The organism is Paramagnetospirillum caucaseum, assembly GCF_000342045.1.
GTDB lineage: Bacteria > Pseudomonadota > Alphaproteobacteria > Rhodospirillales > Magnetospirillaceae > Phaeospirillum > Phaeospirillum caucaseum.
The window spans coordinates 100,913-123,313 of sequence record NZ_AONQ01000001.1; the positions used below are offsets into that span (position 1 = coordinate 100,913).

At 57.4% G+C, this 22,401-nt stretch carries 19 protein-coding genes and 1 tRNA gene; 9 read left to right on the forward strand and 11 right to left on the reverse strand.

The genetic code is table 11. The annotated features are described in order from the left end of the window. Positions 1-44: 44 nt before the first annotated feature. The 8 genes from H261_RS00445 to H261_RS00480 form a co-directional block, all read right to left on the reverse strand. Positions 45-2,138: a sodium:solute symporter family protein gene (locus H261_RS00445; protein WP_008613090.1), complete on the reverse strand. Its 2,094-nt coding sequence runs from the start codon at positions 2,136-2,138 to the stop codon at positions 45-47. Continuing rightward, positions 2,138-2,398, reverse strand: coding sequence for a DUF4212 domain-containing protein (locus tag H261_RS00450; RefSeq protein ID WP_008613093.1), 261 nt, complete (start codon positions 2,396-2,398; stop codon positions 2,138-2,140). The genes H261_RS00445 and H261_RS00450 overlap by 1 nt, the downstream gene beginning before the upstream one ends. 66 nt (positions 2,399-2,464) lie before the next feature. Continuing rightward, entirely contained in the window at positions 2,465-3,058 is a 594-nt protein-coding gene (locus tag H261_RS00455) for a tetratricopeptide repeat protein (RefSeq protein ID WP_008613095.1), read from the reverse strand. Then, positions 3,055-3,336, reverse strand: coding sequence for a hypothetical protein (locus tag H261_RS00460; RefSeq protein ID WP_008613097.1), 282 nt, complete (start codon positions 3,334-3,336; stop codon positions 3,055-3,057). Before H261_RS00460 ends, H261_RS00455 begins: the two co-directional genes overlap by 4 nt. Before the next feature lie 216 nt (positions 3,337-3,552). After that, a complete protein-coding gene (locus tag H261_RS00465; protein ID WP_008613099.1) occupies positions 3,553-4,995 on the reverse strand; it encodes a putative nucleotidyltransferase substrate binding domain-containing protein in 1,443 nt (480 codons plus the stop codon). Then, positions 4,992-6,380 carry a 3'-5' exonuclease gene (locus H261_RS00470; RefSeq protein WP_008613101.1) on the reverse strand — a complete coding sequence of 463 codons (1,389 nt, stop codon included), beginning with the start codon at positions 6,378-6,380 and terminating at the stop codon, positions 4,992-4,994. Before H261_RS00470 ends, H261_RS00465 begins: the two co-directional genes overlap by 4 nt. 240 nt (positions 6,381-6,620) lie before the next feature. Continuing rightward, positions 6,621-6,968 carry a type II toxin-antitoxin system PemK/MazF family toxin gene (locus H261_RS00475; RefSeq protein WP_008613103.1) on the reverse strand — a complete coding sequence of 116 codons (348 nt, stop codon included), beginning with the start codon at positions 6,966-6,968 and terminating at the stop codon, positions 6,621-6,623. Continuing rightward, on the reverse strand, positions 6,965-7,207 hold the full coding sequence (locus H261_RS00480) for an AbrB/MazE/SpoVT family DNA-binding domain-containing protein (protein WP_008613105.1): 243 nt from the start codon (positions 7,205-7,207) through the stop codon (positions 6,965-6,967). Before H261_RS00480 ends, H261_RS00475 begins: the two co-directional genes overlap by 4 nt. A 518-nt stretch (positions 7,208-7,725) precedes the next feature. On the opposite strand from H261_RS00480, the gene H261_RS24645 reads away from it, so the two are divergent. The 4 genes from H261_RS24645 (at position 7,726) to H261_RS00495 (ending at position 12,733) form a co-directional block, all read left to right on the forward strand. Then, on the forward strand, positions 7,726-8,142 hold the full coding sequence (locus tag H261_RS24645; protein WP_152426611.1) for a hypothetical protein: 417 nt from the start codon (positions 7,726-7,728) through the stop codon (positions 8,140-8,142). A gap of 299 nt (positions 8,143-8,441) precedes the next feature. Beyond that, positions 8,442-10,811: a transporter substrate-binding domain-containing protein gene (locus H261_RS23135; RefSeq protein ID WP_008613109.1), complete on the forward strand. Its 2,370-nt coding sequence runs from the start codon at positions 8,442-8,444 to the stop codon at positions 10,809-10,811. Between the two features lie 234 nt (positions 10,812-11,045). Continuing rightward, positions 11,046-11,122: transfer RNA gene (locus H261_RS00490), tRNA-Arg, on the forward strand. A 231-nt stretch (positions 11,123-11,353) separates the two neighbouring features. Further along, positions 11,354-12,733, forward strand: a complete 1,380-nt coding sequence (locus tag H261_RS00495) for a tyrosine-type recombinase/integrase (protein WP_008613110.1) — start codon at positions 11,354-11,356, stop codon at positions 12,731-12,733. Between the two features lie 389 nt (positions 12,734-13,122). On the opposite strand, the gene H261_RS24650 is transcribed toward H261_RS00495, so the two are convergent. Genes H261_RS24650 through H261_RS00500 form a run of 3 tightly spaced genes read right to left on the reverse strand, consistent with a single transcriptional unit; the run spans position 13,123 to position 14,666 of the window. Beyond that, positions 13,123-13,629, reverse strand: coding sequence for a hypothetical protein (locus tag H261_RS24650; RefSeq protein ID WP_152426612.1), 507 nt, complete (start codon positions 13,627-13,629; stop codon positions 13,123-13,125). Next, positions 13,617-14,045 (reverse strand): hypothetical protein, encoded by a 429-nt coding sequence (locus H261_RS24655; RefSeq protein ID WP_152426613.1) that lies wholly within the window; start codon positions 14,043-14,045, stop codon positions 13,617-13,619. The genes H261_RS24650 and H261_RS24655 overlap by 13 nt, the downstream gene beginning before the upstream one ends. 48 nt (positions 14,046-14,093) lie before the next feature. Continuing rightward, positions 14,094-14,666 (reverse strand): tyrosine-type recombinase/integrase, encoded by a 573-nt coding sequence (locus H261_RS00500; protein ID WP_008613112.1) that lies wholly within the window; start codon positions 14,664-14,666, stop codon positions 14,094-14,096. 227 nt (positions 14,667-14,893) lie between these two features. Here H261_RS00500 and H261_RS25900 point away from each other — a divergent pair, with 227 nt between their 5' ends. The 5 genes from H261_RS25900 (at position 14,894) to H261_RS00530 (ending at position 22,060) form a co-directional block, all read left to right on the forward strand. Beyond that, the gene (locus H261_RS25900) at positions 14,894-15,100 is read left to right on the forward strand and encodes a hypothetical protein (RefSeq protein WP_008613114.1); all 207 of its coding nucleotides are present in this window, start codon (positions 14,894-14,896) and stop codon (positions 15,098-15,100) included. A gap of 506 nt (positions 15,101-15,606) precedes the next feature. Then, entirely contained in the window at positions 15,607-16,122 is a 516-nt protein-coding gene (locus H261_RS00510; protein WP_008613116.1) for a hypothetical protein, read from the forward strand. 401 nt (positions 16,123-16,523) lie between these two features. Continuing rightward, positions 16,524-18,284, forward strand: coding sequence for a DNA cytosine methyltransferase (locus H261_RS00515; RefSeq protein WP_008613118.1), 1,761 nt, complete (start codon positions 16,524-16,526; stop codon positions 18,282-18,284). Beyond that, positions 18,277-19,248: a DNA adenine methylase gene (locus tag H261_RS24660; protein WP_152426614.1), complete on the forward strand. Its 972-nt coding sequence runs from the start codon at positions 18,277-18,279 to the stop codon at positions 19,246-19,248. The genes H261_RS00515 and H261_RS24660 overlap by 8 nt, the downstream gene beginning before the upstream one ends. Before the next feature lie 313 nt (positions 19,249-19,561). Beyond that, positions 19,562-22,060 (forward strand): DEAD/DEAH box helicase, encoded by a 2,499-nt coding sequence (locus H261_RS00530; protein WP_008613125.1) that lies wholly within the window; start codon positions 19,562-19,564, stop codon positions 22,058-22,060. Positions 22,061-22,401 lie beyond the last annotated feature (341 nt).

The following is a 22,401-nucleotide window of genomic DNA, read 5'->3' on the forward strand; positions in this document are numbered from 1 at the left end:
ATGCCCGCATTTCTGCGGACACGGGACTCCCCAAGACTATTGCACTAGGCCCGCTTCAGGTTGGGATAGCGGACATCCTCGATCAGATGCTGAATCTCCTGCGACGGGGCGGGAGTGAACATGCTGACCACGATGATGACCACGAACCCGAGCGGAATGCCGAAGATGCCGGCCGAGATCGGGTTGATATCCCACCAGAGGTTGGCCGGAACCGCGCGCGGGATGCCGAAGAACATCTCGCGCAGCCAGGGCTGGGTGGTGGCCATGTAGTAGAAGGTGATGCCGACGCCGGCCGCCATCCCGAGGGTGGCGGCGATGCCGGTGGCACGCTTCCAGAAGATGCCCAGCGTCAGCGCGGGGAAGAACCCGGCCGCCGCCAGCGAGAAGGCCGCCGACACCAGGAACAGGATGTCGGCGGGCTTTTGCGCCGCCACCAGCGCCGCCAGCACGGCGACGACCAGCAGCAGGGTCTTGGACAGCATGACGCGGCGGGCCACCGGCGCGTTCGGATCGATCATCTTGTAATAGAGATCGTGCGACAGCGCGTTGGCGATGGTCAGCAGCAGACCATCGGCGGTGGACAGCGCGGCGGCGAGACCGCCGGCGGCCACCAGGCCCGAGACCACGTACGGCAGGCCGGCGATTTCCGGGGTGGCGAGCACCACGATATCGCCGCCGATGGCGATTTCCGCCAATTGCACGATGCCGTCCTTGTTGATGTCGGTGACCGAGAGCAGCGACGGGTCCACCGCCGCCCAATTGGCCACCCAGGCCGGCAACGCCGTGAAGGCGGTGCCCACCACGTCGTTGTAGACCACGAACTTCACCAGCACCGCCAAAGCGGGGGCGGAGAAGTAGAGCAGGAAGATGAAGAACAGCGACCACGTCACCGAGGCGCGCGCCGCCCGCACCGACGGCGTGGTGTAGTAGCGCATCAGGATGTGGGGAAGCGCCGCGGTGCCGACCATCAGGCACAGGATCAGCGCCAGGAAGTTCTTCTTGGCGATGGCCCTGGCATTCTCGTCCTTGGCGGCGAAGGCCTCGCCATGGGCGGCGATGGGCGCGGCCCTGGCCGCCACGGCCGCCTCCTTGGCCCAGGCCGCCTTGGCCGCCGCCTCGTCCTTGGGGAACTTGGCCAGCGCGTCCTCGGCCTTCTTGACGGAATCGGCGTTGCCCGACGACTTGGCCTCGGCCGCCTTGGCCTCCAGGCCCGCCTTGCCGGCGGCCATGGCCTTGGGAATGTCGGCCAGCTTGGCCTTGGCCTCGTCGGCCCTGGCCTTGAAGATGCCGCGCACCTCCAGTTCCTTGGGATCGGCGTTGAGCTTCTTCTCCAGCTCGGTGACCTTCTGCAGCTGGAAGCCGTAGACCGCCTGGGGAATCGGTATGCCGGTCTGCTTGACCGACAGCCACACCAGCGGGGTCAGGTAGGCGATGATCAGGATGATGTACTGGGCCACCTGGGTCCAGGTGACGGCGCGCATGCCGCCCAGGAACGAGCAGACCAGGATGCCGCCCAGGCCGACGAAGATGCCGAGCGTGAAGTCCACCCCCGACAGCCGCGTGGTGATCAGGCCGACGCCGTAGATCTGCGCCACCACATAGGTGAACGAGCACAGGATGGCGATGACGATGCCGACGAAGCGGGGGCCATGGCCGCCGTAGCGGGCACCCAGGAAGTCGGGAATGGTGAACTGGCCGAACTTGCGCAGGTAGGGCGCCAGGAACAGCGCCACCAGACAGTAGCCGCCGGTCCAGCCCATGATGAAGGCTAGGCCGGAATAGCCGGTCAGGTACAGGGTTCCCGCCATGCCGATGAACGAGGCGGCGCTCATCCAGTCGGCGCCGGTGGCCATGCCGTTGAACACCGCCGGCACCCGGCGGCCGGCCACGTAATACTCGTCGGCGTCGCTGGTGCGGCTCATGATGCCGATGCCGGCATAGAGCAGCACGGTCATCACCAGGAAGCAGTAGCCGATCCATTGCCTCGACATACCCATCTGCTCGGCGATGGCCAGCAGGATGACGAAGCCGAGGAAGCCGCCGGTGTAGAAGCCGTAGACCTTGGTCAGTTGTTGCGTGAAGGATTTGATGGATTGGGTGGGCGCCCCGGTGGGGGCATCGCCTGGAATTCCAGCCATTAGTCCTCTCCCTCCTCGACTCCGTATTCCTGGTCCAGCGCGTTCATGTATTTGGCGTAGTACCAGATGATCCAGACATAGACGATCAGCGCGCCCTGGGCTCCAACCCAGAAGCTGAACGGCCATCCCATGAAGGAGAAGCTGAGTTCGCGGGCAAACCAGCCGATGATAAATGTCACGAAGAACCAGATCCCGAGCAGGATTGCCGTTATCTTGAGGTTCCTGTGCCAATACTCCTCGTGTTTTTCTGTGAGCTGCATGAGTCCTCCCAAATTGTCCCCCCGAAGTTCGCTCGGGTTTGTTATGCAATATTGAGATGCAAAAACTCAGAAACGTCCCGTGGGCAGGTTGACTCCCGCCTTGATACCCGTCTCTTGCTCGAGCTGGAGTGCGACTTTGGGCTCGAACCTGGCGAGCCGGTGAACAACGCCTTCGGCCTTGTCGCGCTGGCCGAGGCGAAGATAGGCATGAGCCAGCTGGTACCAGCCATAGGGGCTCATGGGTTGCAGTTCGGTATTGCGCTTGAGGGCGGTGACCGCCTCCTCCACCTGCCCCGACTTGATCAGCGCCAGGGCCAGGCCGTACCAGGCGCGGTCCAGCTTGCCGTCGAGTTCGACGGCGCGGCGGAAGGCGGCTGCGGCCTCGGCGCTGTCCCCCGCCTCCTCCAGCAGAAAGCCCAGGTTGAACCAGGTGGCGGGCTGCGCCGGGTCGAGATCGAGGGACTGGCGGAACAGGGCGGCCGCCTCGGCCGCGCGCCCCTGCTCCGCCCTGGTATGGGCGATGGAGGAGACGATCCTGGCGTCATGCGGCGCGATGCCCCGCGCCCGCTCCCAGTAATGGACGGCCATGTCGTGACGCCGGGTCAGCAGGCAGAGAATCGCCATCTTGTGGCAGAACCAGAGTTCGAAGCCCTTCTTCATGCATCCCCCTGCATCAGGTCGTGGCGAACGAAGATCAGCAACGCCCAGAGCCAGAACAGCAACAGGAACGAAACCACCGGCACATGCCGGTCGGCCACCTTGCCGGGCGTGATGCGGCGCACCACCCTGACCACCGGAGAGGTCAGGAAGCGGAACAGCCGGTAGACGGGATTGTTTTCGTGCCGGCCGAAGCTCAGCACATAGACGAGAAGCTGCCCGAGGAGCAGAAGTCCCGCGAACTTGACCAGTTCATGAAGCAAAGCCAAGGCAAACTGCATTCTCAGCACCCCTGGATCGTTGATCGGCCAGACATGGGGTCGGAAAACGGGCCATTACTGCAATGCAAAAATATGTTCGCAAGTGCGAAGTCACACACGAGCACTAAACGTCAGGTTGCCGTAAGCTATCCGACATTTACTAAGCGCGCAACAGTTAATCATGAACGGCGATTGTTGCACCGCAAATAGACCGGACCAAAGGTATTATGACGAAGATCAAGACAAGGAATTCTTCATACTCCACATCAAGGCATTTATGGCCTTGAAGGCCTGCTTCAGGCGGTCGCGATCGCCGGATTTCAGCCGTTTGGGATCTATGGCGTTGGACAGGGGCAGCCCGGCGGCGAGGTCGGCCTGCTGCTGTTCCAGCAGGATACGCACCATCAGTTCATGGCTTTCCCGGAAGGCGGCAGCCTCGCCGGCCGACATGTGACCGCCCTCGGCCAGCAGCCTCAGGCGTTCGCCGGTTCCGGTGGCCTCGATGCGGTGCTTGAGCGCCAGGACGCGGGCCGCCGAGGTCAGCGGCAGCAATCCCGCCATCTTGATGTCCAGCCGCCCGTTGCGGGTGATGAACTGCCCGAGGATGCCGAGCGGCGCCTTGATGTCGCCGGCCGCCTGGGCCATGGCGTGCAGGAACTGGGGGGAACGGGCCGCCTGTTCGGTCAACTGGCGCCGCAGGTCGGAGGCCAGCCCGATATCGCCGTGAACCGGGCGGAAATCGACGAAAATATGGACGTTCAGCAACTCCTTGCCGTCGGCTCCGCGAATCCAGCGCTGGATCTGGGCGTCCCAGCCAGCGACGTCGTGCCGCCACTCGGCGTTGCAGGCCATCACCCCGCCGCCGCAGAACGGTACCCCGGCGGTGTTGAGGATGTCGCAGATGCGCTTGCCCAGTTCGGCGAACCAGGGATCGTCCCCGGGGCCGCCGGCGTGGACGATGGCATTGTCCTGGTCGGCGCCGAACAGCCCCTCGCGCCGGCCGCCCGAGCCCAGCAGCAGCAGGCACCATTGGGCCGGCGCCTTGCCCCAGCCCTCGGCCTCCATGGCCTGCTCGGCCAGGCGGGCGGCCCGCTCGGTCAGGGCGCGCAGCACCGAGCTCAGCACCGCCGCCACGCCCAGCGCCTCGACCCGCTCGGCCAGCAATTCCGCCGCCAGCCGGGGCAGCTTGGCCTTGGCCTTGCGCATGTCCTCGGCCGAGCGGGCCGCCTCGACCTCGTCGCCGACCAAGAGGGCGGTGGACGAGCGCATGTGCATCAGGCCGCGCAAGGTGACCACCCCGGCGCCCACGCCCTGTTCGTCCACCGCCACCAGATGGCGCAGCCGCAGGCGGTCCATGCGCCCCATGGCCACGTAGGTGAAGGCGTCGCTGCGCACCGTGGCCACCGGCGAGGACATCACCGCCCCCAGGGGGACGTCGGCGGCCTCGTTGCGGTGCTCGGCCACCGCCTTCAGGACGTCGCGCTCGGTGACGATGCCCACCGGCCGCCCGGCCTCGTCGACCACCACCAGGGAGCTGATCCCCTTGAGACTCATCACCTTGGCGGCCTCGGCGATGGTCGCCCCGGGCCGCGAGGTGGCCAGCGGCGTTCCCATGACCTCGGAGACGCGGTGGCGGTAGGCAAAGCTGTCGATCCGCTCCAGCGGCAACTCGTCGCTCATGGTTTCCCCCTCAGCTGAGTATCCTCGTCCCACCCCATGTCCTTCTGGCGCGACCATTGACCGGCGGCCTTGCGCGAGAAGGCCCGCGCCTCGCCCAGCGTGCGGATGCCCCGGCGCTCCAGCTGCGGAACCAGCCGCACCCAGATTTCCGCCGTCACCAGGCTGTCGCCCAGGGCGGTATGGCGGCCGGTGATGTTGATGCCCATGCGCGCCGCCTGATCGTCGATCTCGAAGCCGGTCTCCTCCGACGACAGCGCCGCCGCCAGCAGCAGGATGTCGAGGCGCTGCGGCGGCCGCCATTCAAGCCCGGCGCCGCGCACCGCGCGCTCCAGCAGGGCCAGATCGAAGCCGATGGAATGGCCGACCACCACCGATTCCGCCATGAAGGCCAGCACCTCGGGCAGGATTTCGGCGATGGCCGCCTTGCCGCTCACCATGGAATCGCTGATGCCGTGCACGGCGGTGGAGCGCGCCGGGATGTGGCGGCCGGGATTGACCAGCAGGTCCAGCACGGTGGAACGGTAGAGCCGCGCCCCGTGGCAGCGCACCGCGCCGACCGAGATGATGGAATCCCGGCTGCTGTCCAGGCCGGTGGTCTCGGTGTCGAGCACCACCACCGGCAGTTCGGCCAGCAGCGTGCCGTCGGCGGGCGGCGGGGCGGCGGGCGGCTGGTCGTGGAGGTCCAGGGCGAATTCCACCTCGTGGCCGGCGGTCTGCTCGTCGGAGGGGAAGATGATCACCGATCCCCGGTGCTCGCCCAGGTCGAGCAGGGAGACGGGATGGGCCAGGCCGTCGAGCATGACCAGATCGGCCCCGACCGCCTTGCCGCCCGAGCGGGCGCCGCGCTGCAGGGCGGCCAGCAGGCTGTTACGGTCGACGGCGGCGTAGATGGAACCGCCGATGGCCATATGGCCGCCGCCCAGGACCCGCTTGGCCGGCCCGTTGATCAGGCTGATCAGCCCGCTTTCGGTGATCACCACCACGCCGTCGTGGATGGCCCTCAGCACCGCGGCCAGCCGCCGGTCCGGCTTGGCGGCCTCGTGGTGACGGCGTTGCGACAGCCCGGCGACCAGCCGCGCCATCTCGCCCATGGGGCCCTGGTCGCGCTCCATCTGCTCGGCGATGGCCTGGGGAAACAGCTGGCCGTGGGCGACGGCCTCGATGCCCGACCGCAGGCGGCGCAGCCGCTCGAAGTGGGAGCGCGCCGCCTCGTGGATGACGATCAGCGAAAGCCACCCCGCCACCAGCAACAGGCCGGCCACCCAGGCCGGCGGCGCCAGATCGGGCCGGTGAAGGGGCAGCAGCGCGGCCACGGCCAGGCCGAGCAGCACCGCCGCCAGCCAGCCGACGATCAGACTTATCCTGCGGAACCGGGTCGGATCCATCCACGCCCCCCCAACAACAAGCGGCGTTCCGATATTCGGTTTTTCTTTCTGGTTTAACGCTTCGGGCGCAAATCACACAAGCGGTATCGGGCGGCTGCCATTGCCCCACCGGCCTCCCGCTCCTTCAGGATGCCGATGATCTGCTCCTCGCTGAACCGGCTGGGTTTCATTCGTCCGCCCTTTCGATGGGCCGGGCTCTACCCAAATCTGGAGGAGGTTTCCCATGGCAGGTCACGGCGATTAGGTCAGGCCGATCAATGCCGCCAGTTTGGCCCGAACCTCGTCCAGAACGGAGCTCGGAACGGCTTGGCCCACCGGTAGGATTGGACGGGCCAGGGTGTCGATGCTCCGCACATGGCTGGTCAGGATTTCACCGCCCAGCTTCAGGCCGGTCGGCAGCACCACGCTGGTTCCAAAGGGACGGATCCTCGAGGTGATGGGGCAGACGATGGCAAAGCCGCTGGCCCGCCAGAACGCCAGCGGCGACACCACCAGGGCAGGCCGTCGGCCGCCTTGCTCCCGCCCGGTGCGGGGATCGAAATCGGTCCAGATCAGATCGCCGGCCTCGGGCTCGAAGGCCTCGCTCATTCCACCGCCTCGCGGCCGGCATCCGGCCCCCAATCGAAGGCGTCGCGCATGTCCTCTTGCGTCATGCCGACCAGCAGATCGGCCAGCCGATAGCGCGGCCGCGCCACCGAGATCACCACTTGCGTCCCGGCGGCCTCGATCTCAACCCTGGCACCTTCGGTCAGGCCGACCTGACAGGCGATATCCTTGGGAATGCGAATACCCAGACTGTTGCCCCAGCGCGCCACTTGACCCAGCATCAATGCCTCCATGCCATGGAGATAGGATAATGTTTATCCGGAGGATATACAAGGGGACGGGGGTGGTAATGGGCTCTGCCCCCGCTTTCCCCTAACCGCGTCCAGGCATAGGAGAGTGATGATGAACGACTGCGCCCGGCAGTGTCCCAAGAAAGTGCTGGTGGACAAGGGTGTCGGTCTCTGCCTTCAGGGGCGAGGCTATGAGGTACTCAATGCCGAAGAACTGAAAATCGACCCGGTGCATTGGTGCTTCAGGGTCATCCGCCCAAGTCACAGCGTCTTCGAGTTCTGGAACGGTACCATCCAAGAGCTTGCTGAAAAATGCGCTCCATCACGGCAGAAGTGGCTAGACGACGCCAAGGCCGCCAGGGCGGCTAGATCAGGTCAACGACCCGCCTCTTAGCTCGGCGGCAGCAGAGGCGATCACTCAAAACCGGCCAGGCGAGTGGCGCACACTCTTGTCGCGAATGTGTCTCGATGCAATAGTGTCTTAATTGATATTAATGGAGGGGGGATAAATGATGATTCGGCACATCGCGTGGCTTGTCGCTGCCGTTATGGTTTCTGGTTGTGCAACATACTCCCCCGAAGAGATAGCAAGCCTCGATTACGGCCCATACCCAACAAACTACAAGGAAATTATTCAGTCCCGTCTGAACGGAACCCTGAAAGACCCCATGTCAGCTCAAATTGAGTATAGAGCAGGCCCAAAGCAAGTGTGGCAGAAGGGCAGCATCATTACGCAGAAAACTTATGGATGGGGCGTGTGCTTGTGGCTCAATGCGAAGAACTCCTTTGGCGCTTACGTTGGCCGCAGACCGCTCTCTTTTATCATTCGCAATGGCGCCATAGTTGATGCGCACGGAGAAATGGAAACCAATATGTTCGACACAGGGCTTGCGAATGCCATGTGCAATCAGGTTGGAGCCACATAACCGAGGGCCTGTGTGCCTCTTGCCTATCAATTTGACCAAGGACCACGCCATCATAGTGCGACAATGGCACCACCGCCATTCCCGCCCAGAGCGTCGTCAGAGACGATCCGACCGTCCGGCAGTACCGGATACCTGATAGATCAAAAACCCAGCCAGACGAGTCGGAAGCGGGGAGATAGGAATCGCTCTTTGTGACCGTTCTTTGTGAATGCGACTTCCTGCTATCATGGCGGCAGCGTAGTGTAGCACGAATGTCATAGCCGTTAAGCGGTGCGGCCAATTTCAGAAGACCAAACACAATGATAATGCGACTGCTATTTTTAGTTGCTTATGTTTCGTTGCTGCTCTCTCCAGCTCACATGGTGATGGCGGCCACTATCGAGCTGACGCAGCAAGAGCGAGCTTGGCTGAACAAGAATCCCGAGATTCGTATCGGCATCGACAGGCAATGGATGCCTTATGTCTACGAACGAAGCCCCGGAACAATCACTGGCGTCGAAGCCGACCTCCTGGAACGGATCAATACCCTCACCGGTGCGAACATCAAATTGGTACTGGGCCAATGGAAGGATATGGTTGCGCAAGCCGAGCGAGGTGAGATTCACGGTGTCGCCGTATCGGTCGCCCATCCTGAGCGCGCCAAGTTCTTCCTGTTCAGTTCCAGCCCGTACAAGAGTTCCCGCTTTATCTATGTGCGAGGAGAGCGAGAATCGTCACTGAGATCCATGGCGGATCTGAACGGCAGGAAGGTTGGCTTGTTGGCCGGAAACCTGATGGACAAAAAGGTATTGTCCCGCTGGCCTGAAATCACCCTCGTTGAGAAGGTATCCAACCAAGACCTTGCGCTCGGCCTGCTGAACAAGGAAATCGACGGCGCTATTTTCACGCTCAGCCTGTCACTGATGATACGGGAAGAAATGATCCCCGACTTGAGGATCGGATTTTCTGTACCGGAGAGTGAAGCGGCGCTGGGCTACTCGATTAACAAAGAGTATCCAGAACTGTTGTCGATCATCAATAAGGGGCTGGAGGCCATCCCCCCCAACGAGGTCCAGTCGATCCTTGACAAATGGAGCGCCAATACCGCCAAGGCAACGCCCCGGACGGAATTGAGCGATGCGGAAACGGCTTGGCTGAAAGCGCACCCGGTCATACGGACGCAGATTTTTAATTCCCCCCCTATCAACTACTGGGAAAACGGTCCGCATGGAATCGCCGTCGACACGGTTGAAGCCATTCTGGGAAAGCTGGGGGTTCGGCTCGAATATGAACATGGGCCAAGTTGGTCCGAGACGCTGGACGCTATGCGGACGCGCAATGGCGTTGATCTGTTGCTCAACGCCAAATACACGCCAGAGCAAGAAGCGTTTCTTACATACAGCAACGACCACCTGACCCAGCCGCTGTTGATCTTTAGCCGCACCGATGAGAAAGGCATTCTTGGACTGGATGACCTTGCTGGCAAGACGGTTGCTGTCGAGCAGGGCTATGGGCTGCGGGAAACATTGGCGAAGAACCATCCCCACATCAAGCAGGTGTTGTACGAGGATACCGTTTCGGCACTCGCCGCCGTCAGCAGCAAGCAGGCGGATGCCTATATCGGTGGGCTGATGGTTGCCCAGTACCATATTGCACAGCGCGGCTTCAGTAACATCAAGGTTGCCGCTGGGACGAATCTGGGCAGTCATACCCAGGCATTCGCTGCACGCAAGGACTGGCCGGAGCTCATCTCCATACTTAACAAAGGACTTGCGTCATTAAGTGTGGATGAGCGCAATGCCATACATCGTAAGTATGCTTCTGTCGAATTTGCGGAGCGGATCGACTACACGCTCCTGTGGAGAGTACTTGTCGGAGCCTCACTCATCATCGCCGGAGTCTTCTATTGGAACCGACGCTTGGCTCATGAAATCACCCTGCGGAAAGCGGCTGAATGCAAGTACCATGAGATAAACAAGCAGCTTGAGGGGGCTGCCCACAAACTGGCCCAATCCAACGCTGAGTTGGAGCAGTTCGCCTATGCCGCATCCCATGACATGCGCGAACCCTTGCGCATGATCAGCTCCTATCTCGGCTTACTGGGCCGTCGATACGGCGCGTGCCTGGATCAGGATGGACACGAGTTTCTGGCCTTTGCCAAGGATGGCGCCACGCGCCTCGACCGGATGATCCTTGGTCTCCTCGACTACTCTCGTATCGGCCGCACGTCCCGGCCAAGGGAGCCCGTGCCTCTCACCGATGTTCTGGCCGAAGCCGTCACCAATCTGCAGGTCGCCATCGAGGCCGCCCAGGCCTGCGTGAACATTCCTACGCCCTTGCCACAGGTTCTGGGGCACAGGGAGGAGTTGGTACGGCTGTTCCAGAATCTGATCGCCAACGCCGTAAAATACTGCTCGCCCGAACGAACGTCCGCAGTAACCATCACCGCCGAGCGAGACGACACCCGCTGGCGCATATCGGTCGCCGACAACGGCATCGGGATTGCCCCCGAGAACCATGACCGTGTCTTCGGCATCTTCCAGCGCCTGCACGGTGTCGATGTCGAGGGGGCCGGCATCGGACTCGCGAGTTGCAAGAAGATCGTCCAGCACCACGACGGCAATATCTGGGTAGAGGGTGAACAGGGTAAGGGGTGCACTATCGTGCTCACCCTTCCAGCCACGGAGTAGAAGACACCCTAGCACGCATCCCGCAGAGATGCTGCAGCAGCCGGGGGCTGGCCGAGGAAAGCCTTGCCTGATCCCACGCCTCCGTCCAGCCACACTCCCGGCACTTGGCGCAAGTGGTAGGATTCGAACCGACGACCGAGGCCGCAGGGGGGCCTTGCTCGCTTCAGCGTTTCCCCCCTTCCCACCATCGTGCACCTGCGCTATAACCCTCGCCTCTCGTTCACCGAGATCCGCGCAGCCGTAGCTCAGCTGGATAGAGCGCTGCCCTCCGAAGGCAGAGGTCTTGAGTTCGAATCTCAACGGTTGCGCCATTTTCCTTCATATTTTTCAATGACTTAGCAGAATTACCCCAACGCCTAAAAATGGCGTTGATTCTGCATGAATTTATCCAATTGGCGAAGTTATTGTAATTGCACAATAATTTACAGCATAGAAATCAGCATCAATACACAAATCTATACACAAAAAAGTAGTGTATTTGTCTTTACTTATTAATATTATGAGGTATATTTAATTATAACATCAATAACATGGAGGAATAGATGGATGCATCAGGGTATATTAAAGTGATTGACGGCGTATATATCTACAGCCGCGAAAATGCGGTGACGGGGATTTGGCATTATTATTTTAAGATTGGCAAAAGGGTATTTCGCAAATCAACAGCTACGACCGATATCAATAAAGCGAAGATAGTCGCTATCCACCAATTTCAGGAGGCGACAATCAATATCGACAAGGTGCCTGCCATTGCAGCGGCACCAGCACCAGCCAAAACTGTATCGTTCAAGATGGTGGCGAATCGCTGGTTGAACACGCGTCGGGAAGAGAACGATTTTGAACGGAATAACAAGGTGGTGACCAGTTATCTCATTCCGTTCTTTGACGGGGTGCTGAAGATGAAGGACATCAGCACCATCACCCAATCTCAAATCAACGACTATATCTTATGGCGGCGGTATTATCGGGTGACGGGTGACGGATCGAAGCAAACCATGAATATCTATCAGCGGGGCGGAAGGCAGGTCAAAGCTGAGGTGGTTCAATATGGGGCTCTGGCAGACTCCACATTGAATCGGGAGAATATCACCCTAAACCACATCATCAAATTTGCAATGAGCGAAGGGGTGGTCAATCCATCAGCCCTCATCAATGTTCCCAGGTTCAAAGTGGAAGACGATAATCGCCCTCACTTCACTGAACAGCAGGCTGATAAATTATGCCATTTGGCGAGAGACCGAACCAAGGTGAAGAACACCAGGAACCAGCGTGAGCGTCGGATGGTATATAATTTCGCAATCCTTCTTCGCTATACGGGAATGCGTCCTGGTGAATTGCTATCCGTCAGATGGGGTGATGTTGATGATAAAGCACGAATCATTAACTTGCCTGGGACAAAGGGGGCAAACAAAACGGGGAAGCGGAAGGTTCCTCTGCTGTTCAAGGAAGCCATCGACCAAATTCACCAAATGCGGCAAGACCGCCGAGATGAACTCGATGGGAATGAACCAAAATCTGGGGAGCATCTATTCCTTAAAACGGATGGAACACGAATCGAATCCCTCAAAACAGCGTTTAGCAATTTAGTTGAAGCCTGTGACTTCGAACCATCGAAAAAGGGCGATTTTCTTTCTCCATATTCGTTCCGCCATACCTTCATCACCCAAATGTGCCGTTCAAGGGCACCAATAGCCCTCACGGCGAAGGCACTCGGAACAAGCGTGGAGATGATACAAAAATACTACGACCACAATATCACCGATGATATTTTGATGTGGATGGACACCGCCAAGGCAGAGGCACCCGCCCCAGTTCAAGCCCCAGCGCCAAAATCCAGTGGAATGCTCAATCTGGAATTTGGCACCGGCGGAGCGTATATCGAATTTGGGAACGATGGCGTCGGTGTGATCCGTCGAGACTGATGGCTGATGATGGAAAGTTGAGATTCCCAACTTTCCATGTCAGGTGGCTGGGATCACCCCAGATGGGAATGACGGAAATATCGTCTGTGCAGATGGGCAGTGATGGGCTGCTGGTCCTGGGGTGAAAATTCTCAGGAAATTTGCTGGTCGGTCATATTTCAGAAGATCAAAATCCCTAACGAAACTCCTCTAGATAGTAGTTTCGTCTGGGATTTTTCGTGGCTGACCGGAAGGCTTGAAAGTTGGGAGTCTCAACTTTTTGCGGGGCTGGGATCAATTCGATCTCACTACTGGCATCGAACATCCGACGGGCTATCCCTGTCGCCTCTGCCGCTGTTGCCCAGAACACCAATGGGCGCCCTTTTTCACGAACGACTAAAAAATTATTTTCAAAAAATCATATCAAATTTTTCAAATCCATCCATTTGTGACATCAACCGCTTATCATCTTCCTTTATTTTATCAAGCTCATCACTTGTTATTTCTGCCCACTTTGCAAAAGCCTGATATTTCATCTCCTGCAACAGTTCTCTATACTCAATCTCACTATGAAGAATTCTTGCCGGAGGCTCAAATCCCGCCGCCCGAAAAACATGTGACCAGCGCTGATAAATATCATCATCTGAGTAATTATCATTTACTGGTGTATAGTAATAATCTGGGTCATGATCATTTAATCTGTCAGAATATTCACGGATAATATCGTTAAGTTCCATCATTGATATATTATACTCGCGGCAGATTTCACTTTTTACAATCCTATTGCGAACAACATAACGGTCTATATCTTCTTTTAATAAGTCATCAGCATCACATGGTGCGCAAATCTTGTATCTAAGCACTTCATATCGGCAAAATACCTCAAACCATCGCTGTGTTCCTGTTAAAGAAGCCATTCCAGCCCCCGTGAATTGCTGCTTGATGACGCCTTTAGCATGGCGAGGTTAGCGGGTTGTTCTTTCGGTGCCGACCAGTCCGATGTCTCGGCAACCCTGGCAATAAAAATGAAGGAGTTGCAGAAAAAGATTTTCTGACATTTCCTAGATGGGCAGCCTAACCGCCACTGATTGACGCTAAGATACCCAAATTTCCGCCCAGCCGGAAGGCGGAATGGTGCGATTTTGTCATCGCCATCAATGAAGCCCTGTGCTCGGAATTTCAGTTTCGGGGCATCGGCATCGAACTTGCGAGTGTTCCGGCGACTACGGTCACGCATCGACAAATTGGAATAGAAACGCATTGATAAACCAAATTTTTCGTCAAATGGCTTTGATTTTTTAGTGACCCAACTTGGAATATAGCCATCGATCATGAGCCAATTTGAGGGATTGGCTACCGAAAATTCCACATGGCTAACCCATCACCCCATCAAATTGACCGCCTTTTTCAGCATGGCATCGTTGACGTCGATATAGCGCTGGGTGGTTGCCAAGGACGAATGCCCAGCCAAGTGCTGCAATACCCTTGCCCCAACGCCCTTCTCGGCAAGTGTCGTTATGAAGGAGCGTCGACCGGAATGGCTGGATGCCCCATCGATCCCCGCATCGGCATAAATCTTCCTGAATAGCTGGACCAACGTGTTTGCCGAGAATGGCTTGTTGGATTTCTGGCTGGCAATCAGGGGGCGGGAAGATTCCCGGGAATCTTGGAGGGCAATGAATCGAGCCACCTCCTTCTGAAGCTTGTCGCCAACCATGATGGTGCGACCCTTCTTGCCCTTGGTCATGGACTGGGCGAGGTAGATTTCAGATTTGGGCTTGCCGGTGGAATCCATCACATCACCGATGGTGAGGCTGGCAATTTCGCAAGCCCGCAATCCAGCAAGCAGGCTGAACTGGAATGCCATGCGATTCCTGTCTGCATGACGATCTTGGGCGATGATGGACAGAACCCGCTTGGTCTCGTCTTGGGATAGAACCTTCGCCTGTTTCATAACCGAAAACCTCACATAATCTCGTTATGCGAGTATTTTAACTCATTATGGAAAGCAGTCCAGTCGAACCCGACCAAGAAACCCAGCATTTCTGCGGGTTACGGGGATAATCTCATAGAATGTGCATTCTGTGAGGTTATGGTAATTGGTGGTTGATGCCATGCCCATCTGGCAATTATTCCAGGGTTGGGTACTGCCAGTAAAATTAGTGGCATACTATTTTCGCCATGCCTGACCACATCGCTCCACCATCGACCACCACGGTCCAGATCACCGTCCTGAACCTTGCCCCGATGCTTGGAAGGGGAAACCTTCTGGCATTGGCTGACGTCGAGGTGCTGCTCGATGGCGTCTCCATCATCCTTCATGGTGTCCAGGTGTGTGCCACGGCGGAACGCACCGAGGTCCGATTGCCGAAGTATCGGGGGATCTGATGGGAATTGGGTGGCGGCGATAACCTTGCCGGACGAGGTGAAGGGTCCAATGGGTGATGCCGTCATAGCCGCTGGCATTGAAGCTGGGGTGTTGCGGGAGAAGGTGGCTGGGTCTGTTCTTGGTTCGGAAACTTCCAGAGAAACTTGCTGATTCATGCCATTTGGGGTCACTGGTCATGTGATTTCTGGGCGATCGAAATCCCTAACGAAACTCCTCTAGGTAGTAGTTTCGTCAGGGATTTCCGCGATCAATATCGTCATGGATGACTGGGCAGTTTCGTTCAGATCATGAAGATTCCCGGAATCTTGCCGATGTCGCCAGCCACTGGGTGATCTGGGATTTCCCCAAATTTTTGGGTGTGACCAGGGGCAGACGAAACTCCTCTAGATAGCAGTTTCGTCTACCCTAATGATTCCGCCGAACTGACAAGGATGACATGGTCTCCTTGCATATTTCATGACATCGGCTTAGATTATGCGCATTAGATATAGCAGGACATAATCCGATGGCTAACGCAGTAGATGACTTCTTCAAGGAGTTTGGGATTGCCCAACCCAAAGCCCGGAAGACCGCTGGCGAAACGCCGCTTCAAAAGTTCTTCAAGAAAATGGATGAGGAATGCCGCTTCGCCATGCGCTTGAGGAATCAGGAAGATGAGGCATGGGAGGACTTCAAAAGCCGGAAGACCCGCCGGTGGTTCAAATTTTATGGGGATGAACTGTGGTCTAAGCTGGGACATTACCCGCTGGATATCAGGGGAAAGAAGGAATTCGGACCAATTACGAAGCGCCAGAGCGAACGAGAGGTCGACTGGGATGCCCTGTTCAATTTCTACGAAAAAGCCAAGGCGATGATCGAGCAGGACAAAGGCTTGCAGGCGCAGATTGCGGATCTGGACTCAGCAGCTTCAGAACGCACCTCCAAACCCAGGAAGCGTGGTGGCAAGCCAATTGCCCTTGGCTACGATGGTGGTTCGGAGGATGAACCGGAAATGGCACCCGAACTTCCCGAAGAGGATTAGTCGCAGGACATAAAATAGGACATCAGCAAAAATAATTTTGCATCAGCCGCCGTTTTGGCGGCTTTTTGCTGGAATATCAGCATGATATCGCGTTATGACATACGATAAGACATAACTTGACATTAAGACACGATGCCGTCATTATGCATGACATGAGGCAAGCAATCTCGCTTAGACATAACGTGTCGTCAGCCTCAAGGTAGGGACCCAGATCAGACCTTCGACGCTACCCAGTTCTGCTGAACATCACCGAAGTGATTCATTCAGGTGATTTCGTGCGGCTGGTCACCAACAAATTTTTGATCCCGATTCCTACCGCCAATACCCGCTGAAAGAAATTCAACCCACACAGGGCATCTCCCCGTGAACGGAGAGACTTGTCCGCAATCTGGAGAATAACCATGGAGAACGCCAACGCTAATATCGTTAACACCGCCAACATCATCGCCGCCCGCATGACTGAAGGTGCCACTTTGCTGGGCGAGTATTTTACCGAAATTGACAATGCCATTGCCTCTACGGAGGGCAAGGGTCTCGAATGCACCAAGTATACCTACACCGTCGGCTTCGACATGCTGAAAGACGTCGAAGCCTTCAAGACCCATCTCGATAAGGTCCGAGTCAAGCTGCGCGACGGCTACTCCATCGACAATCACTTCTACGCAGTCATCAAGGGTTTCGTCGCCTCCTGCCAGATGCCCACTAACGGCGGGGCAATCTCCCGTATCGCCTCGATCTGCCAGGACGCCTACGCCAATAACATCGAGGTGGGCGACATCGAAGCCTATATCGAGCAGTTGGGAGGCATGCGTGCCGCCTACAACTTCGGCGCGGCGAAACGTAAAAACGGTCTGCCCGCCAACGACAATGGTGCCGTGGATTATTCCCTGCATCTCCAGGTTCATGGCGGCTCGGGCTTCATGGGCATCCTGAACCTGACCGCCAAGGACATCGCCAAGCTGATCATCACCAAGGGTTACAAGACCACCGATGGTGATGACGACCCCACCAGCGGCGGTGGTGGCGGTGGACTCAAGACCGAAATCATCGTGGGTGGTGGGGCGACCACCTTCACCGAGGCAGTGTCCATTGCAGGCAATGATAATGGGCTCGAAAAGGACGGCGAATTCACCTTCGCCTCGTTCTTCGCCTGCGCCGGTGGTGCCGACTACGGGATGGTCGCCGCCGGTGGCAAGCTGGTCTATGCCAACGAATTCTGTGCCCGTGTTGCCCGCCTTCATGAGCTGAACCATGGCTCCACCGTTGATACCCGTTCGATCAGCGACACCGAACCCACCGACTACCACAGCCCCACCGTGATGGTTGGTGGCTTCCCTTGCCAGCCTTTCAGCACGGCGGGCAACCAGATGGGGCAATTTGATCCCCGTGGTGAATTTGGTCCGGTGTTCGCACGAAAGATCATGGCTGCGGAGCCTGCCGCCTTCATCTGCGAAAATGTGCCGCCCTTTCTGAGCGACGAAAAGTTTTCATCGGTTTTCAACGAAATGATGCGCACTTGGGGCAACCGCTACAAGATCGGAGCCTTCATCTTCAACGCCGCCGATTATGGCGTTCCTCAGACCCGCAAGCGTTCCTTCATCATCGGCTATCACTCGGATTTGGGCATCGCCTTCAACCCTGCCGATATGACCAAGGTTGAAAAGCGTTCCACCCTTCTCGACGCCATTGGTGATCTGACCCAGGATGCCGTTCTCTATGATGGCAGCAACCGCGCTCGCCTTACCGGGAACGAATATTCCGGCAGCGGCTATGGAAAATTCATCGCTGACCGTTCGAACAATGTGCGGTCTTGGGATCAGCCCTCCTTCACCATCGTCTCTCATATCGGTGGCATCCCGCTGCACCCCGAGCCCGTCGATGAATCGATGAAGACTTCTCCCGGCGTCATCCTCAACGCCTCGGCAGGAACCTATCATCGTCGCCTCACCATCCGTGAGTGCGCCCGAATCCAGACCTTCCCCGACACCTTCAACTTTGGCGCAGGTCTGGTCCTTGCCCATGACGTGATCGGCAACGCCATCCCGCCCGTGATGATGGAAACCATTGCCAAGGTCGTGGCGAAGGATTTGACCAAGGTCGGGGTGATCAGCCCCACCAACGACAACAGCAATTTCATCAGCCAGGAGGTGGTCAATGGTTAATCAATCTCTGCGTCACGCACGCATCCTCGCCGGGGCAACCGCTCCTCTCCCCATCACCAATCATAGCCCCCTCAACTATCTTGGGGGGAAGTGCAAGGTCGCCGATCAACTCTGGCTCCTCCGCCCCAACCCAAAGTCGTTTGGCACCATCATCGATCCCTTTGGCGGTGGGGCTGCAACCCCCCTGGCATTCGCTCGTTTTGGTGTGGGCACCAACAAGCGGTTCCTGATCCGTGACGCCTTCCAGCCGACCATCAATTTCTGGCAGGTGCTCCAGTCCGCCCCGACGGAATTGACCCATGCAGTCGACGATCTCTTCACCAACTACCCTGACGGTCATGCCCTCGAAACGGCTTGCCTTGATGCCATCAACCTCGGGCAAGATTCCGGGAATCTTCAGGTGAAGTCGGCGGCGGGCTACTACATCCATACCCATGTTTGCGTTCCTCCCCGGCAATTCGACCTTGCCACTGTTAACTACTCCCAGATGCGCGGTGGGAACTGGCTCCCGACCGGGGAATTGACCATCGGTCGGCTGCACACTTGGTCCGAGATGATCGCCGGTTGGGACTTCAAGCAGCAGGATTTCCGGAAGACCATGGAGGAAGCCATTTCCCTTGGTGACGGTGGATTTGCCTTCATCGATCCGCCCTACGAGGGCGGTGGCGCTGGTGACACGCCGGACGTCCTCTATTCCAGCGTCTTCGGCAAGGCGGCACATGACTTGCTGGCGAACAAGGTGACCGAGGCGACCAACGCCGGGGTCAAGACCCTGATCACCATCAACTACTCCACCGCCAACCTGGACCGCTACGCCGCCTTCAAGCGGATCACCCGGACGCAGACCTATGCCAGCGGGAACTTGGGCACCGAACTTGTCATCCAGACCTACGAATCGCCGTTCTTCGACGTCATGATCAAGAATACCGGCTGGGAGGTGTTCGAAGACAAAATCGCCGCCTAGTACAAATATCCACCCAGCGATTGGAATGGTCAATTGGACCATTCCAACGTCTGGCGGAGATAATAAATAAACCAATGATTGTTTGTTTAATTTGACTTAATGCCACTACCTACGGTATTGTTAATATATTAAATAGGTTATTGCCGAATTTGATAAATAAATATGTGACCAAGGCTTGCTGCTTGATGGTCTTGGATAGAGCGAAACGTTACAGAATCATACCGACTTTCCTGTTCCGCTCAATCCACAGGAAACCCAGCCCCAGAAGGTTCCAGCAAGCCCCTTCTGGGGCTATTTTTATGAGGAGTGTATTATGAGCGGAAATACAATTAATTATGTTGATGCCATCTGTGGGGCAGGCAAGACCCATGGGGCAATTTTATATGCCATCGATCAGGCAGCGAACCACGATGCCAAGATCGCCATCATCCAACCTTCCAGGGAATTGATCCTGCAGACCGAGGCGGCGATGACCAAGCAGATCAGGTCAATGGGGCTGGAAGTGCCCCTCACCACCATCTACTCAGACGACGATATTCCCCATGGCGATTACGTCTCGGTCAGCACACGGATTCAGGACCACCTCAAGAAGGCGGCAGAAATCCCAACGGGGCAGATCCTCATCATCACCCACGCTGCCTTTCTGTCCCTGCCCCATTGGCATCGCAAAGATTCTTGGGAAATTATCATCGACGAGGTGCCCAACATCGCCCCCTTCCATCGCTACGAACTGGAAGAGAACAGCGATCTCTTGAAGAATCTGGCACGGATTGAGCCGGACCGCGGCAGCCCCGCCTACAATAAGGTGGTCGTTAATGACAGGGAGTTCGTCGAGAAGGCAATTCTGCTCAACAACGATGTGTTTGGCGTGTTTCGTGACCTCGCCAAGAACCTGATCAACCCCCATGCCGACATCTACTGCCTCAAGGGTCAATGGGACAGACTGTCAAGCAAGGGCAATGATTCCATCGACTTCTTCGGCGTGGTCGGTTCCTCGCTGGTCAAGGGATACAAGAAGGTCACCATCATGGGTGCCCACTTCCCCGATAGCCTGTTGGCGATGATCTGGAACAAGGAGGGCGTCAGGTTCGTCGAGAACAAGGGGATCCAGCTCCGCCACACCGACCATGACATTGGAGCCAGACAACTCACCGTCAATTACCTCTCGGAACGTAGCTGGTCGAAGGCGTTGAAGAGGAAGGTCGGTATCAGCCATTCCAGCATCAGCCCCATCCTGCCATCGATCCAGTCGATCTTGGGAACCTGCCCATTCATCTGGTGCGCCAACAATGACCTGCTCAACCAGGCGGTCGAACCCCACTTCCGAGGAGCAGCCACTCGCATCTCCAATGTGTCCCATGGCATCAATCAGCACCAAGGCGTCCATCAGGTGCTGGTATTGAGCGCATTGAACCTGACCACCGACCATTTCAAATTCCTCGAGCAGCGGTTCAGGATCGATCCCACCGAGGTCCAGAAAGCCATCAGCCATGAGACCATTTACCAAGCCCTCATGAGATGCAGCCTGCGAGATCCAGCGGCGACCGACCCCGTGACCATCATCGTTCCCGACAGGTCATTGGGCGAATGGCTGGTTCGCCAGTTCAAGGACAACGGCAGGATCAAATTGAACCGTGTTCAAACCGACATTCCTCTTCTGGAAACCAAGTCGGGAAGCACCAGCCGCATGGGTGGTCGCCCGCCCGTGAACGTGGTCGCAATGACCAATGCCGAACGGGAACGTGCCCACCAGCAGAAGAAACGGAGAATCTACGATGGGGTGATCTCACTCTGCATGGGTCTAAAAATCCCTGACGAAACTCCTCTAGGTAGTAGTTTCGTCAGGGAAAATTTGGAGATCTCCCTGATTGGCAACCTTCATTCGTCGCCCATCGAATTCGAGGTAGCAAGCAACGACAATCTGATCGCCCAGCTCAAGGCTTGCTGGTCCTACAGAGCCAACAACAAGAACGACAACATCCTGATTTCCCCAGCTAAATTCGCCAAAAAGAAGGGTGTTGATACCGAACGGGGTCTAGAGAATGTGATTTCCGTCCATGGCATCTGGCTCGACCAAGACGACGGCACCCTGACGCCGGACGAGATGAACCGCATCTTCCCCGATATCAGGTTCGTCGCCATGAACAGCTTCTCGGGCAACAAGCGATACTTCTTCCCCACCACCAGCCCCATGACCCTCGACGCCTACCATGCCATCTGGGACATCATGGTCGGAGCCATCGAGATGTATGGCTACTCGAGGGACAAGGTTGCGCCAAATTTCCATGGAATCGACAGGTCCAAGCGACCCGCCTGCTCCATGTTCTATGTGCCCTGCCAAGCCAAGGACCCAGCGAAATCATTCTGGATGGAATTCCCTGGGGTGGAAATCGATCCATTGATCTTCATCGATAACTACCTGCTTCCAGACCCAACGGAATATGTCGCCGCCCCAGCCTTCGCCAATCCAGTATCGGATGGATTGAAGAGGTTGCGAGAGGCAATTGCCAGAACCAGCAACGACAACGAGGTAGCCAAAGCCAATCAGGTCAGCTTGGTGATCAGCCAATGGCGCAATGCCCCCAAGGGCGAGGGATCGAGGGAATTCTTCAACCTCGGTCGCCGCCTCCGTGACCTTGGACTCGATGAATTCTCGATTCGCCAGAAGCTCATCGATGAAGCTGCGTATGCCCGCCACCCAGACGAACGGCGCAGGGAAATCTCTGGGGTCGTTGCCAAGGTTACCAAGGGTGGTCATCACCCAGCAGCGTCCAACGACGATGGGGCTGAGGGGCTACGGCGGAAGGGATGACCACTACCGGCTACCGCTTGGACAGCCTCGTCAGCATTCCGGCAATTGCAATCGTACAATAGCTGGAGTCATGACATGACCTACTCGCCGGACAAGACCCTGCTGCAGCAATGAGATCGACGAGTGCTTGGTACTGAGCCAGTTCGGCACCACCACCAGACCGTTCCAGTTCCTGGGCGCATCGAAGTGCGCATTGCGTCGGTGATGAATCATGGCTCATTCCGACATGGTATAGCATCCGAGTCAGCACTCAATGATGGAGATTTTATGATTTGTTGCGAACCATGACGTCCATGATAACGAAATATATCGAGACGGGGATTGGTTAGGTGACCGGCAGA

Coding starts and splice junctions, on each gene's coding strand:
- H261_RS00445 (WP_008613090.1), bottom strand. CDS start 2,138: ATGGCTGGAATTCCAGGCGATGCCCCCACCGGGGCGCCCACCCAATCC.
- H261_RS00450 (WP_008613093.1), bottom strand. CDS start 2,398: ATGCAGCTCACAGAAAAACACGAGGAGTATTGGCACAGGAACCTCAAG.
- H261_RS00455 (WP_008613095.1), bottom strand. CDS start 3,058: ATGAAGAAGGGCTTCGAACTCTGGTTCTGCCACAAGATGGCGATTCTC.
- H261_RS00460 (WP_008613097.1), bottom strand. CDS start 3,336: ATGCAGTTTGCCTTGGCTTTGCTTCATGAACTGGTCAAGTTCGCGGGA.
- H261_RS00465 (WP_008613099.1), bottom strand. CDS start 4,995: ATGAGCGACGAGTTGCCGCTGGAGCGGATCGACAGCTTTGCCTACCGC.
- H261_RS00470 (WP_008613101.1), bottom strand. CDS start 6,380: ATGGATCCGACCCGGTTCCGCAGGATAAGTCTGATCGTCGGCTGGCTG.
- H261_RS00475 (WP_008613103.1), bottom strand. CDS start 6,968: ATGAGCGAGGCCTTCGAGCCCGAGGCCGGCGATCTGATCTGGACCGAT.
- H261_RS00480 (WP_008613105.1), bottom strand. CDS start 7,207: ATGCTGGGTCAAGTGGCGCGCTGGGGCAACAGTCTGGGTATTCGCATT.
- H261_RS24645 (WP_152426611.1), top strand. CDS start 7,726: ATGATGATTCGGCACATCGCGTGGCTTGTCGCTGCCGTTATGGTTTCT.
- H261_RS23135 (WP_008613109.1), top strand. CDS start 8,442: ATGATAATGCGACTGCTATTTTTAGTTGCTTATGTTTCGTTGCTGCTC.
- H261_RS00495 (WP_008613110.1), top strand. CDS start 11,354: ATGGATGCATCAGGGTATATTAAAGTGATTGACGGCGTATATATCTAC.
- H261_RS24650 (WP_152426612.1), bottom strand. CDS start 13,629: ATGGCTTCTTTAACAGGAACACAGCGATGGTTTGAGGTATTTTGCCGA.
- H261_RS24655 (WP_152426613.1), bottom strand. CDS start 14,045: ATGATCGATGGCTATATTCCAAGTTGGGTCACTAAAAAATCAAAGCCA.
- H261_RS00500 (WP_008613112.1), bottom strand. CDS start 14,666: ATGAAACAGGCGAAGGTTCTATCCCAAGACGAGACCAAGCGGGTTCTG.
- H261_RS25900 (WP_008613114.1), top strand. CDS start 14,894: ATGCCTGACCACATCGCTCCACCATCGACCACCACGGTCCAGATCACC.
- H261_RS00510 (WP_008613116.1), top strand. CDS start 15,607: ATGGCTAACGCAGTAGATGACTTCTTCAAGGAGTTTGGGATTGCCCAA.
- H261_RS00515 (WP_008613118.1), top strand. CDS start 16,524: ATGGAGAACGCCAACGCTAATATCGTTAACACCGCCAACATCATCGCC.
- H261_RS24660 (WP_152426614.1), top strand. CDS start 18,277: ATGGTTAATCAATCTCTGCGTCACGCACGCATCCTCGCCGGGGCAACC.
- H261_RS00530 (WP_008613125.1), top strand. CDS start 19,562: ATGAGCGGAAATACAATTAATTATGTTGATGCCATCTGTGGGGCAGGC.